Annotated in this window: 15 protein-coding genes; 9 read left to right on the top strand and 6 right to left on the bottom strand. The window is 72.4% G+C overall.

Annotation, left to right across the window (positions count from 1 at the left end):
* The first annotated feature begins 162 nt into the window (after positions 1–162).
* Positions 163–810, top strand: a complete 648-nt coding sequence (locus tag ABIH81_RS15265; RefSeq protein WP_349880878.1) for a C39 family peptidase — start codon at positions 163–165, stop codon at positions 808–810.
* Between the two features lie 62 nt (positions 811–872).
* Here ABIH81_RS15265 and dusB read toward each other — a convergent pair whose 3' ends face one another.
* Positions 873–1964, bottom strand: a complete 1092-nt coding sequence (dusB, locus tag ABIH81_RS15260; RefSeq protein ID WP_349881115.1) for a tRNA dihydrouridine synthase DusB — start codon at positions 1962–1964, stop codon at positions 873–875.
* Positions 1965–2215: 251 nt separating this feature from the next.
* Between dusB and ABIH81_RS15255 the strand changes: the two genes are divergently transcribed.
* Positions 2216–3187, top strand: a complete 972-nt coding sequence (locus ABIH81_RS15255; RefSeq protein WP_349880877.1) for a type IV toxin-antitoxin system AbiEi family antitoxin domain-containing protein — start codon at positions 2216–2218, stop codon at positions 3185–3187.
* Between the two features lie 62 nt (positions 3188–3249).
* Here ABIH81_RS15255 and ABIH81_RS15250 read toward each other — a convergent pair whose 3' ends face one another.
* The 3 genes from ABIH81_RS15250 to ABIH81_RS15240 form a co-directional block, all read right to left on the bottom strand.
* Positions 3250–4629: a glycine--tRNA ligase gene (locus tag ABIH81_RS15250; protein ID WP_349880876.1), complete on the bottom strand. Its 1380-nt coding sequence runs from the start codon at positions 4627–4629 to the stop codon at positions 3250–3252.
* Positions 4630–4743: 114 nt separating this feature from the next.
* The gene (locus ABIH81_RS15245; protein WP_349881114.1) at positions 4744–5217 is read right to left on the bottom strand and encodes a hypothetical protein; all 474 of its coding nucleotides are present in this window, start codon (positions 5215–5217) and stop codon (positions 4744–4746) included.
* Between the two features lie 94 nt (positions 5218–5311).
* Positions 5312–5653: an antibiotic biosynthesis monooxygenase family protein gene (locus tag ABIH81_RS15240; RefSeq protein WP_216928700.1), complete on the bottom strand. Its 342-nt coding sequence runs from the start codon at positions 5651–5653 to the stop codon at positions 5312–5314.
* Between the two features lie 27 nt (positions 5654–5680).
* On the opposite strand from ABIH81_RS15240, the gene ABIH81_RS15235 reads away from it, so the two are divergent.
* The 7 genes from ABIH81_RS15235 (at position 5681) to ABIH81_RS15205 (ending at position 9787) form a co-directional block, all read left to right on the top strand.
* Positions 5681–5944, top strand: coding sequence for a DUF6703 family protein (locus ABIH81_RS15235; protein ID WP_120568528.1), 264 nt, complete (start codon positions 5681–5683; stop codon positions 5942–5944).
* Positions 5945–6026: 82 nt separating this feature from the next.
* Positions 6027–6968 carry a metal ABC transporter substrate-binding protein gene (locus ABIH81_RS15230; protein WP_349880875.1) on the top strand — a complete coding sequence of 314 codons (942 nt, stop codon included), beginning with the start codon at positions 6027–6029 and terminating at the stop codon, positions 6966–6968.
* The gene (locus ABIH81_RS15225; protein WP_334464998.1) at positions 6965–7729 is read left to right on the top strand and encodes a metal ABC transporter ATP-binding protein; all 765 of its coding nucleotides are present in this window, start codon (positions 6965–6967) and stop codon (positions 7727–7729) included. The genes ABIH81_RS15230 and ABIH81_RS15225 overlap by 4 nt, the downstream gene beginning before the upstream one ends.
* 1 nt (position 7730) lies before the next feature.
* Complete coding sequence (locus ABIH81_RS15220; protein WP_349880874.1) at positions 7731–8606, top strand: metal ABC transporter permease; 876 nt, start codon at positions 7731–7733, stop codon at positions 8604–8606.
* A 43-nt stretch (positions 8607–8649) separates the two neighbouring features.
* A complete protein-coding gene (locus ABIH81_RS15215; RefSeq protein WP_349880873.1) occupies positions 8650–8952 on the top strand; it encodes a metalloregulator ArsR/SmtB family transcription factor in 303 nt (100 codons plus the stop codon).
* A 52-nt stretch (positions 8953–9004) separates the two neighbouring features.
* The gene (locus tag ABIH81_RS15210; RefSeq protein WP_349880872.1) at positions 9005–9610 is read left to right on the top strand and encodes a hypothetical protein; all 606 of its coding nucleotides are present in this window, start codon (positions 9005–9007) and stop codon (positions 9608–9610) included.
* A 9-nt stretch (positions 9611–9619) separates the two neighbouring features.
* Positions 9620–9787, top strand: coding sequence for a hypothetical protein (locus ABIH81_RS15205; RefSeq protein ID WP_349880871.1), 168 nt, complete (start codon positions 9620–9622; stop codon positions 9785–9787).
* A 45-nt stretch (positions 9788–9832) separates the two neighbouring features.
* Here ABIH81_RS15205 and ABIH81_RS15200 read toward each other — a convergent pair whose 3' ends face one another.
* Complete coding sequence (locus ABIH81_RS15200) at positions 9833–11806, bottom strand: acyl-CoA dehydrogenase family protein (RefSeq protein WP_349880870.1); 1974 nt, start codon at positions 11804–11806, stop codon at positions 9833–9835.
* A 108-nt stretch (positions 11807–11914) separates the two neighbouring features.
* Positions 11915–12415 (bottom strand): DUF6328 family protein, encoded by a 501-nt coding sequence (locus ABIH81_RS15195; RefSeq protein WP_349880869.1) that lies wholly within the window; start codon positions 12413–12415, stop codon positions 11915–11917.
* Positions 12416–12433: the final 18 nt, after the last annotated feature.

Below are 12433 nucleotides of genomic sequence, written 5' to 3'. Positions count from 1 at the left end.
GAATGACCCCGGGCCCCCGGTCGTTACATCCCCGAGCCGCCGGAGCAGGCCACCCCCTGGCCGCCCGAGCGGGCCACCGGCCCGACGCACATACCGGGCCACCTGATCTTCATTCGCGGCATCCCCCATCGCCGCGTACCCCCGACAGAGAGGCAACTGATCATGGCTACCACTCTGCTTCGCAAGACCGCTCTGACCGTCGCCGGTATCGCCGCCACCGCTGGTGGCATCGCCGGCCCCGCCATCGCCGCCCAGGCCACCCCGGCCGAGCGCGCCGCCCAGGTCGTCACAGGCGACCGCAAGCACGGCGAGCGGGAGCTGGACGTGCGCTACGAGGCGCAGCCCAACTTCTACTTCTGTGGCCCGGCCGCGGCCCGTAACGCGCTGAGCGTGCAGGGCAAGAACATCGACGTGGACGCGATGGCCAAGGAGATGGGCACCACCGAGGCCGGCACCAACTCCATCAACGACATCACCCCGGTGCTCAACAAGGAGACCGGCAAGGACGTCTACAAGTCGACCGAGATCCCGGTGGACAAGGCCGGTGACAAGGTGGAGAAGCTGCGTGCCGACGTGGTGCGCACGGTGGACGACGGCCGGGCCGTGGTGGCGAACATCGCCGGCACCGCGACCGACACCGACGGCAACACCCACTCGTTCGAGGGTGGCCACTACATCAGCGTGGTCGGCTACCGCGACGGCGGCAAGGTCGTGACGATCGCCGACTCGGCGAACCCGGACCAGGCCTCGTACCGGATGGACGTGGACGCCCTGGCGCACTGGATCGCCAGCCGCGGCTACAGCTCCTGACACACCGGCACAGCGAAGGGCCCGACCCCACAACGGGGTCGGGCCCTTCGGCATGTCCGGGGTCAGCCGCCGGAGTCGTCCAGCTCGGCGCCGTCCGGCGGGGTGTCGTCGTCGCGGCTGGCCAGCCACCCGTCGGGCAGGAAGACCTTGCCCGGCGAGTTGGTGCGGCCACGGGGCTGGCCCAGGTTCTCCACCGGGAACGGTACGGCCGGGTCGAGCTTGCCGAGCAGGTCGTCGAGCTGCGCCAGGCTCTCGATCATGGCGAGCGAGCGGCGCAGCTCGCTGCCGATCGGGAAGCCCTTCAGGTACCAGGCGACGTGCTTGCGGAAGTCGGTGCAGCCGTCCCGCTCGCCCCGGGCCGGGTTGCGGGCGCCCGCCACGAACTGCTCCACCAGCAGCTCGGCGTGCCGGCGCATGGTCACCGCCACCTCGCCGAGGCTTGGCAGCCGCCGCTCGGGCCGACCGTTGAACGCGGCCTCCAGGTCGGCGAACAGCCACGGCCGGCCGAGGCAGCCGCGCCCGATCACCACGCCGTCCACGCCGGTGTGCGCGACCATCCGCAGCGCGTCGTCGGCCTCCCAGATGTCGCCGTTGCCGAGCACCGGCACGTCGAGCGCCGCCTTGAGCGTGGCGATCGCGTCCCAGTCGGCGGTGCCGGAGTAGCGCTGCGCGGCCGTACGCCCGTGCAGGGCGACAGCCGCGACGCCCGCGTCCTGGGCCGCCAGCCCCGCCTCGACGTACGTCAGGTGGTCGTCGTCGATGCCCTTGCGCATCTTGACGGTGACCGGCACGCCGGCGGGTGACGCGGCGTCGACAGCGGCCCTGACCAGCCGGGCGAACAGCCGGCGGCGCCACGGCAGGGCCGATCCGCCGCCCCTGCGGGTCACCTTGGGCACCGGGCAGCCGAAGTTGAGGTCGATGTGGTCGGCCAGGTCGCGCTCGACCACGATCCGCACGGCGGCGGCGGTGATCTCCGGGTCGGTGCCGTAGAGCTGGAGGCTGCGGGGCTGCTCCTCGGCGCCGAAGGCGATCATGCGCAGCGTCTTCGGGTTCCGCTCGACGAGCGCCCGGGTGGTGATCATCTCGCAGACGTAGATGCCGCCGCCCTGCTCACGGCAGAGCCGGCGGAAGCCGACGTTGGTGATCCCGGCCATCGGCGCGAGCACCACCGGCGGCCAGACCTGGTGCGGCCCGATGGTCAGCGCGGGCAGGGTCGGGGCAGTCACCGCACAAGTGTAAGGAAGGGCCCCCTATTAACGTCTCCGGTAGAGCAGGGGCCCCTTGTTAACAGGGGCGCATATCACAGCCGGGCCGCCCGGCGGGCGTTCTCCACAACCGGGGCGGCTGTCCACAGGCCGGCCGGACGGGCGGGAGGAGCAGCGGTCGAGCCCGCAGGCTGCCGGGCATGCGCGAACAGCCACCCGAACTCAGCGACCTGGCGGAACGCCAGCACCAGATCGTCACGCGGACGCAGCTTCTCGGCGTCGGATTCGACGACATGTACCTCTACCGGCAGACTCGGCGCGGCCTGTGGCAGCGCGTCCTGCCGGCGACGTACGCGCTCGTCACCGGCACCCTCACCGACGAGCAGCGACGCATCTCGGCGGCGCTCTACGCGGGCACCGACGCGCAGCTCACCGGTCTGGCCGCCCTGATCTGGTACGGCTTCCGGCACAGTCCGCGCACCGCTGACGTACACCTGGTCCTGCCGCACCACGTGCGGCGCCGCTCGGCCGGTCACGCGGTGATCGCGCGCGCCCTGGAGCTTGATCCGCGGGCCCGGCGGACCGCGCTGTACCCGGTGTGCTCGCCGGCGCGGGCGGTGGTGGACGCCGCCCGCGACCTGCGCCATCTGCGGCCGGTGCGGGCCACGGTGGCCGAAGCCGTGCAGCGCGGCTTCACCGACCTGGCCAGCCTGGACGTGGAGATCCGGCGGGCCAGGCGTAGCCGCACCGCACTGATCCGGAAGGCGTTCGCGGAGATCACCGACGGGGTCCGCTCGGCACCGGAGACCGAGCTGCGGGAGTGCCTGAGCAGCAGTGGCGTGCTTACCGAGATCTTGTGGAACCCTCGGCTGTCGGCGGCGGACGGCACCCGGCTGCCGACGCCGGACGGCTACCTCGCCGACTGCGCGGTGGCGATGGAGGTCGACTCGCGGGAGTACCACCTCAGTCCCACCGACTGGGCGCGGACGCTGGACCGGCACAACGAGCTGAGCCGGTACGGGGTGCTCATCCTGCACTTCACGCCGGCGCAGATCCGCCGGGAGCCGGGCCGGGTACGGCGCATGGTGGAGGACGCGTACGAGGCCCGGCGCGGGCTGGGCGCCGTGACCGGCGTACGGGCGGAGCCGATTTCCGAGGGCCACCCCCGATGACGTGTTAAGAAGGGGCCCCTTCTCTACGCCAGGCGTTAAGAAGGGGCCCTTCCTTACACATCTCAGCAGCCGGGCAGGCGCTCGATCAGGTAGCGCTCGACCTGGTCCAGCGAGACGCGCTCCTGGGCCATGGTGTCCCGGTTCCGGACCGTGACCGCGTTGTCGTCGAGCGTGTCGAAGTCGACGGTGACGCAGAACGGCGTGCCGATCTCGTCCTGCCGGCGGTAGCGGCGGCCGATCGCCTGCGAGTCGTCGAACTCGACCACCCAGCGCTTACGCAGGTCGGCGGCGAGCTGCTTGGCCTTCGGCGACAGCGCCTCGTTGCGCGACAGCGGCAGCACCGCGACCTTGACCGGGGCCAGCCGCGGGTCGAAGCGCATGACCGTGCGCTTGTCCACGCCGCCCTTGGTGTTCGGCGCCTCGTCCTCGTCGTACGCCTCGAGCAGGAACGCCAGCACCGCGCGGGTGAGGCCGGCGGCCGGCTCGATCACGTACGGGATCCAGCGCTCGCCCTTGCCCTGGTCGAAGTACGACAGGTCGACGCCGGAGTGCCTGCTGTGCGTGGACAGGTCGAAGTCGGTGCGGTTGGCGATGCCCTCCAGCTCGGCGAAGTCGGTGCCGCCGAACTGGAACCGGTACTCGATGTCGACGGTGCGCTTCGAGTAGTGGGAGAGCTTCTCCTTGGGGTGCTCGTAGAAGCGCAGGTTCTCCTCGGACAGCCCCAGGTCGAGGTACCAGTTCCAGCGCTCCTGGAGCCAGTACTCGTGCCACTGCTCGTCGGTGCCGGGCTCGACGAAGAACTCCATCTCCATCTGCTCGAACTCGCGGGTCCGGAAGATGAAGTTGCCCGGGGTGATCTCGTTGCGGAACGACTTGCCGGTCTGCGCGATGCCGAACGGCGGCTTCTTGCGGGCGACCGTCTCCACGTTCTTGTAGTTGACGAAGATGCCCTGGGCGGTCTCCGGGCGCAGGTAGTGCAGGCCCTCGTCGCTCTCCACCGGGCCCAGGTACGTCTTCATCAGGCCGTTGAACATCTTCGGCTCGGTGAAGGTGCCCTTGTTGCCGCAGTTGGGGCAGTTCAGCTCCGTCAGCGAGGTCAGCGGCTTGCCGTGCTTGGCCTCGTACGCCTCTTCCAGGTGGTCGGCCCGGAACCGCTTGTGGCAGGACTGGCACTCGGTCAGCGGGTCGACGAACTCGGCGATGTGGCCGCTGGCCTCCCAGACCCTGCGGGCCAGGATGACCGCCGAGTCCAGGCCGACGACGTCGTCGCGCTGCTGCACCATGGTCCGCCACCACTGCCGGCGGACGTTCTCCTTCAGCTCGACGCCGAGCGGACCGTAGTCCCACGCCGACCGGGTGCCCCCGTAGATCTCGCTGGAGGGAAAGACGAAGCCCCGGCGCTTGGCGAGGCTGGTGACGGCGTCGATACGGTCGGCTGGCATGTTTCCTCCTACGCCGGCTGGCGGTCGGCGCGGTTGAGATGGATGGAACCGGGCTGTTCGGGACAACGGTACGACCGCGTCCGTCCCGAGCCCAGCAGAATACCGGGGGGCCGGTCAGCTCACCCCGCAGACCTCCACGCCGCCCGTCTGCCGGTCCGGCGCCAAGGTCACGGTCTGCGCCTCCCGCCGGCCGCCGGCGAGCGTGACGTCCACCGGCACGGTGAGCGTGGTGAGGTCGACCTCGCCCACCCGGTAGCCGGCGACCTGCGGCTCGGTGGCCACCCGCCGCTCGAACTCCCGCCGGGGCTCGCGTCGGCGGATGTCGTCGCAGAGCGTGTCGTACGCCTTGGACCACTCCCGGGCCACGAGCGCCTGGTAGTAGTCGTTCGTGACCGCCCGGCCCTGCTCGCCGATCGCCTGGGCGTTGCTGACCGCCAGGCCGACCATCGCCGCACCGCCCCCGCCGCAGCAGATCAGCACGGCGAGCGCGCCCGCGCCGAGGCCGAGCCAGAGCCGGGTCCGCCCGCCCTCGGTGGGCGGGGCGGCGAACGGCGGCGCGGCACCGGGCCCCTGCGGCGGCGCGGGCACCCCGGGGTCCGCCGGCAGCGCCGGCGGAACGGATGGCGGGGGTGGCGCGGCCGGTCCGGGAGCGGTCATACGCGCCAGGGTAGTGCCCCGGCACTCAGCGATACGGACCTGCGGCACGATCGCTGGCGACGACGACGATCTCACCGTCGGGGGCGGCGCCGGCGAGCGTCTCGTACGCCGACGGCTCGTCCACCGATCGGGCGAGCAGCGGCACGGCGGTGACCTTGACGTCGAACCCGCCGAGCGCCCGCCGGTACGCACCGACCGACTCCCACTCGGTGACCAGGAGCCAGTGGTCCGGGTCGTCGAGCGCCCGCAGCAGTTCACCGCGCAGGTAGCCGGGGCGGGCGGCGAGCGCGGCCAGCGCGGCGTGCGCCGCCCGGGTGAACTCGTCCACCGTTTCGGCTTCCACCACGAACCGGTTGGTGACCAGCACGGCGTTCCTCCTCGTAGAGTTTGTGGCATGCAGCGTACGCAGAGTCCCGTGCTGTCCCGGCTGGCACGGCTCAACCCGACGGCGGTGTTCCTGGCCGCGCTGGCCCTGGTGCTTGTCGGCCTCTTCGCGCCCGGCCCGGCGGGCGGCGTCCTGCTGCTCGTGCTGGCCGGCGGGCTGGTCTGGCTGATGTCGGTCACCTGGCCGGTGCAGGCCCCGGCGACCCGGATGCTCCGGCTGGTGATGCTCACCTTGTTGATCGCGGTGGCGCTGGCGAAGCTCATGGTCGGCTGACATGCGAGGCGGAACCGACCTGCGCTGACATGCAATCATGCGTTTTTGACAATAGTTTTCGTTCTCGCGGACAGTTGAGCCCATGACCGCTCGTGCACCCCGCCGCATCCTGACCGCCGCAGCCACCGCCCTGCTCGCCGCCGCCGGCCTGACCGCCTGCGCGGACGACACCGGCGGCGCGAGCGAGCCGGGCAAGATCGACGTGGTGGCCGCGTTCTACCCGCTCCAGTTCCTGGCCGAGCGGATCGGCGGCGAAACGGTCGCGGTCAGCAACCTGACCAAGCCCGGCGCCGAGCCGCACGACCTGGAACTCAACCCGCGGCAGGTCGGCCAGGTCGTCGACGCCGACGTGGTCGTCTACCTCAGCGGCTTCCAGCCGGCGGTGGACAAGGCGGTGGAGCAGAACGGCGGCGACCGCGCGTTCGACGTGGCGGGCGTGACGCCGCTGCGGGACGCGGCCGCCGGTGGCCACGACCACGAGGGCGAGGCCGGGCACGCCGAGGAGGGCGGCGGCAAGGATCCGCACGTCTGGCTCGACCCGACCCGGCTGGCCACCATCGGCGACAAGCTCGCCGAGCGCCTCGGCAAGGCCGACCCGGACCACGCCGCCGACTACACCGCCCGCGCCGGCGCGCTGCGCACCGAGCTGACGAAGCTGGACTCCGAGTACGCCGACGGCCTGCGCACCTGCCAGCGCCGGGAGATCGTGACCAGCCACACCGCGTTCGGCTACCTGACCGAGCGCTACCGGCTGGAGCAGATCGGCATCAGCGGGCTCGCCCCGGAGTCCGAGCCGTCCCCGAAGCGCCTCGCCGAGGTCGCCGAGGAGGCCCGGGAGCACAAGGCCGGCACGATCTTCTTCGAGACGCTCGTCAGCCCGAAGGTCGCCGAGACCATCGCGCGTGAGGTCGGCGCGAAGACGGCCGTGCTCGACCCGCTGGAGGGCCCGCCCGCCGACGGCGACTACCTCTCCGCGATGCGCACCAACCTGCAGACCCTGCGAACCGCTCTGGACTGTTCATGACCCCACCCGTGATCGAGATCGCGCACGCCACAGTCGGCTACGACGGCCGCCCGGTGCTGCGTGACGTCTCGTTGACAGTGACCGCCTCAGAGGTGGTCGCCGTGCTCGGCGCCAACGGCTCCGGCAAGTCGACGCTCGTGCGCGCCGCGCTCGGCCTGGTGCCGGTCGGCGCCGGGTCGGTCGCCCTGTTCGGCACGCCGCAGCGCCGCTTCCGGCAGTGGCACCGCATCGGGTACGTGCCGCAGCGGCTCGGCGCGGGCAGCGGAGTGCCCGCCACGGTGCGCGAGGTGGTGGCGTCCGGGCGGCTGGCCCGCCGGGGCGTGCTGCGGCCCGCGGGGCGGGCGGACCGGGAGGCGGTGGCGGCGGCGCTGGACGCGGTCGGGCTCGCCGACCGGGCCGGTGACCCGGTGGCCACGCTCTCCGGTGGCCAGCAGCAGCGCACCCTGATCGCCCGCGCGCTGGCCGGCGGGCCGGAGCTGCTGGTGCTCGACGAGCCGACCGCCGGGGTGGACGCGGCCAGCCAGGAGGCGTTCGCCGGGGCGCTGCGCACGTTCCGCGACGGCGGGGGCACGGTGCTGCTCGTCGCGCACGAGCTGGGCCCGCTGCGCCCGCTGATCAGCCGGGCCGTGGTGGTGCACCAGGGCGGGATCGCCCACGACGGCGCGGTGCCCGAGCCGGCCGGCCACCACGCCGACCCGGACCACGAGCACGTGCACCCGCACTGCGACGAGGAGCCCGCCCGGCTCTGGACAGGCATCTGAGATGGATCTCTTCCAGTACGACTTCATGCTCCGCGCCCTGGTCGGCGCGCTGATCATCGGGCTGGCCGCCCCGGCGCTCGGCATCTACCTGGTGCAGCGCCGGCTGGCGTTGATCGGCGACGGGCTCGGGCACGTGGCGCTCACCGGCGTCGGGGCGGGACTGCTGCTCAACAGCTCGCCCGTGCTGGTGGCGGTGATCGCCGCGACGCTCGGGGCGGTCGTGATCGAGCTGGTCCGCGCGTACGGGCGCACCTCCGGTGACCTGGCGCTGGCGCTGCTGTTCTACGGCGGCATCGCCGGTGGCGTGATGCTGGTCGGGCTCTCCGACGCCAGCAGCGGGTCGCTCAACGCGTACCTGTTCGGGTCGCTGACCACCACCTCCCGGACCGACCTGATCACCATCGGCGTGCTCGGCGTGGTGCTGCTGGTGACCATGCTGGTGCTGCGCCCGGCGTTGTTCGCGGTGTGCCACGACGAGGAGTACGCCCGGGTGTCCGGCCTGCCGGTGCGGGCGCTGAACCTGCTCATCGCGGTCGGCACCGCGGTCACCGTGACCATCGCCATGCGGGCGGTCGGGGTGCTGCTGATCAGCGCGCTGATGGTGGTGCCGGTGGCCGCCGCGCAGCAGGTGACCCAGGGCTTCCGGTCGACCATGACGGCGGCCATGGCGCTGGGCCTGTTCGCCGCCGGCACCGGGGTCTGGGTGGCCGCCACCGCCGACACCGCGCCCGGCGCGTCGGTGGTGCTCGTGGCGATCGGCTCGTTCCTGCTGGTCGCGCTCGCGGCGGCCGGTCTGCGGGCGCTGCGGCGGCGGGCGCGGGCCGACCGGGCCACGCCGCTGTCGGAGCCGGCCGAGCACGAGGTGCTGCTGCGATGAGGCCCTGCCCGCCGACTCATCTGGGATTGGTTACCGTTACAGGGTGACCGGCACGAACGGGTACGACGCCTTCGAGGGTGCGGGTGACCTGCTGCGCGCGCTCTCGGCCCCGATCCGGCTCGCGATCGTGAGCGAGCTGGCCGAGAGCGAACGCTGCGTGCACGAGCTGGTCGAGAAGCTCGGCGCGCCGCAGCCGCTGGTCTCCCAGCACCTGCGGGTGCTGCGGGGCGCCGGGGTGGTGCGCGGGTCGCGGCGGGGCCGGGAGATCGCGTACGCCCTCGTCGACGACCACGTCGCGCACATCGTGGCGGACGCGGTCAGTCACGCCGGCGAAGGGTCGCACTGAGCGGGAAATCGGCCAGGTGCCGACGCGCCCGTGCCGTGGGACGCTGTCCGGCGTGAAGATCTACGCCGACCGTTTTCCCACCGCCGTCCGCCAGTTCCTCACCGACCTGCTCGTGGTCGTCTGGGTGTACGCCGCGATCCGCTTCGCGCTGTGGCTGCACGACCTGGTCGAGAAGCTCGCCGTACCCGGGCAGAAGCTGGAGGGGGCCGGCGGTGGACTCGCCGACAACCTGGCCGACGCCGGCGGCAAGGTCGGCCGGGTGCCGATCGTCGGCGACGAGCTGACCGCGCCGTTCACCCGGGCCGCCGACGCCGCCCGCTCGGTCGCCGAGGCGGGCCGCGACCAGCAGGAGCTGGTCGGGCAGCTCGCGCTCGCGCTGACCATCGCGGTGCTGGTGTTCCCGCTCGGCCTGGTGCTGTTCGGCTGGCTGCCGCTGCGCCTGCGCTGGATGCGCCGGGCGGGCGCGGCGAAGGCCCTGGCCGGCGCGCCGGCCGGCCGGGATCTGCTGGCGCTGCGCGCGCTGGCCGGTCAGCCGCTGTCGAAGCTGACCCGGATCGCGCCCGACGTCGCCGAGGCGTGGCGGCGCGGCGACGACGCGACCGTCGACGCGCTGGCCGCGCTGGAGCTGCGCGAACTGGGGCTGCGCGGCGGCCGGTAAGGTGTGCCGGTGCTGTACTTCCTGATCGCCGTCGCCGTGCTGCTGCTCGGGTACGCGGGCGTGCTGGTGAGTTTCGTCCGCAAGGGCCGCAAGATCCCGCCGTCGGCGTACCTGGTGCTGGCCGGGCTCAACGGCCTGATCCTGGCCGGCGTCCTGGCCTGGGCGATCGCGCGCTGACCGCCCGGCGGCCGTCCGGGCGGGACGGCCGCCGGGGCGGTCCGGTCAGCCGGCGGGCGGGATGCGACGGCGGACGTCCTGCTCGGTGGACGGCCCCGGTTCCCAGCGGGCCACCCACGGCAGGTCGGCGGGCGGGGTGACGACGCCGTCCTCCACCGAGGCGTACCGGCCGGCGACGATGCGCTTGGCGGCGGCCACGTCGACCGAGTCGGTGTTCGACCACAGGCCGGTGAACAGCTCGTCGACTCGCAGCCGCGCCTGCCGGCAGAACAGGTCGGCCAGCTCGACGTTCTCCGGGTGCGCGTCCCGCTCGGCGTAGGCCCGGACACAGACCGCGCTCATCGCGAACAGCTCCGCGCCGATGTCCACCACCCGGCCGAGGAACGCCTGCTTGCGCTCCATCTTCCCCTGCCACCGGGACATCGCGTAGAACGTCGACCGGGCCAGCTTGCGGGAGGTCCGCTCGACGTGGCGCAGGTGCCCGGCCAGCGGCCCGAACTCCTGGTACGCCCCGGGCGTCTGCCCCTTGCCCACGGCGAGCGTGGGCAGCCACTTCGCGTAGAAGGCGCCGGCCCGCGCGCCCGCCCTGGCCTTGCGGCCCAGCCCGGCGTCGGGGTCGATGATGTCGCCCGCGACGGACAGGTGCGCGTCGACCGCCTCGCGGGCGATCAGCAGGTGCATGATCTCGGTGGAGCCCTCGAAGATCCGGTTGATCCGCAGGTCGCGCAGGAGTTGTTCGACGGCGGCCGGCCGTTCCCCCCGGGCGGCCAGCGAGCCGGCCGTCTCGTAGCCACGGCCACCGCGGATCTGGATCAGCTCGTCGGCGATCCGCCAGGCCATCTCGCTGGCGTAGAGCTTGACCAGTGCCGCCTCGATCCGGATGTCGTTGCGGTCGTCGTCGGCGAGCATGCAGGACAGGTCGAGCATCGACTCCATGCCGTACGTCGTGGCGGCGATGAACGACAGCTTCTTCGCCACCGCCTCGTGCTCGCCGACCGCGCGGCCCCACTGGACCCGGTCCGCCGCCCACTCCCGGGCCACGTTGAGCGCCCACTTGCCGGCCCCGACGCACATGGCCGGCAGCGAGAGCCGGCCGGTGTTCAACGTGGTCAGCGCGATCTTCAGGCCCTTGCCCTCGCCGCCGATCACGTTCTCCTTCGGCACGAACACGTCGTGGAACCGGGTGAGGCTGTTCTCCAGGCCGCGCAGCCCGACGAAGGAATTGCGCCGCTCCACGGTGATGCCGTCGCTGTCGCCCTCCACCACGAACGCGGTGATGCCGCCGCGCCGCCCCTCGCCGGCCGGCACCCGGGCCATCACCACCAGCAGCGTGGCGAGCGTGCCGTTGGTGGCCCAGAGCTTCACCCCGTTGAGCCGGTAGCCGGTGCCGTCCGCCGTCGGCTCGGCGGTGGTGGCGAGCCGGGCCGGGTCCGAGCCGACGTCCGGTTCGGTGAGCAGGAACGCGGAGACCTCACCGGCGGCGAGCCGGGGCAGGAACCGTTCCTTCTGCTCGGGCGTGCCGAACATCTTCAGCGGCTGCGGCACGCCGATCGACTGGTGCGCCGAGAGCAGGGCGCTGACCGCCGGGTTCACCGAGCCGACGAGCATCAGCGCCCGGCAGTAGTGCAGGTTGCTCAGCCCGAGCCCGCCGTACCTGCGGTCGATCTTCATGCCGAACGCGCCGAGCCCGGCCAGGCCGTGGAACACCTCGTCGGGGATGCGCGCGTCCCGCTCGATCGCCTCGCCGTCCACCTCGGACGCCAGGTACGCGCGCAGCGCGCCGAGGAACTCGTCCGCGCGGGCCACCTCGGCCGGGTCGGGGCGGGGCCACGGGTCGATCAGGTCGAGCCGGAACCGGCCGAGGAACAGTTCCTTGCCGAAGCTGGGCCGGTCCCAGGACGACTCGCGGGCCGCCTCGGCGACCTGGCGGGCCTCCTTCTCGGAGACCTGGCCCGCCTCGGCCGGCAACGGCCCCGCGCCGTCGGGTGACTCGGGCCGGCTGTTCTGTGTCGTGGTCACGACTGCCTCCTCGTCGGTCCGGCTGCGTCGACGCGTTCGACGAGAACGACGCTACCCCCGGGTGTTACCCAGGGGTAGCGCTGCGTGCACGTCCGATTTGGCGGACGGTCAGTCGGTGAGCGTCTGCGGATCGTCGTCCTCGTCGTCGATGTCGTCCTCACCCCAGTTGCGCCGGCTGAACGGCAGGATCGCCCAGAAGATCAGGAACCACAGGCCGGTGAGCGCGCTGAGCAGGAACGCGATCGGCCGGTCCAGCACGAAGTCGGTGACCAGCAGGACCGAGCTGACCATCGCGATCAGCATGAAGAACAGGCCCCCGGTGGCCATCCGGTGGGCGAACCGGACCAGCTCCGGCTTACGCCCCTGCCGGAACAGCGCCCGGTGGAACGCGACCGGAGAAATGATCATCGCGGCGGACGCGGCGGCCGTCAGCAGCGCCAGGATGTAGACGTCGCGCTGGAACTCGGTGGTCCGGCCGAACCCGTTGCTGAACGGCAGCGTCAGCAGGAAGGCGAAGAGGATCTGCACGCCGGTCTGCGCGACCCGCAGCTCCTGCAACAGATCGGCGAAGTTGCGCTGCCAGCGCTGCTTCTCGGATTCCTTGGACACTCGCGGACCTCCCCGGGA

It is taken from the genome of Micromonospora sp. HUAS YX12, from assembly GCF_040215685.1.
GTDB lineage: Bacteria > Actinomycetota > Actinomycetes > Mycobacteriales > Micromonosporaceae > Micromonospora > Micromonospora tulbaghiae.
The sequence above is the reverse complement of the archived record's forward strand: the minus strand, read 5'-3'. Positions and strand labels throughout refer to the sequence as shown.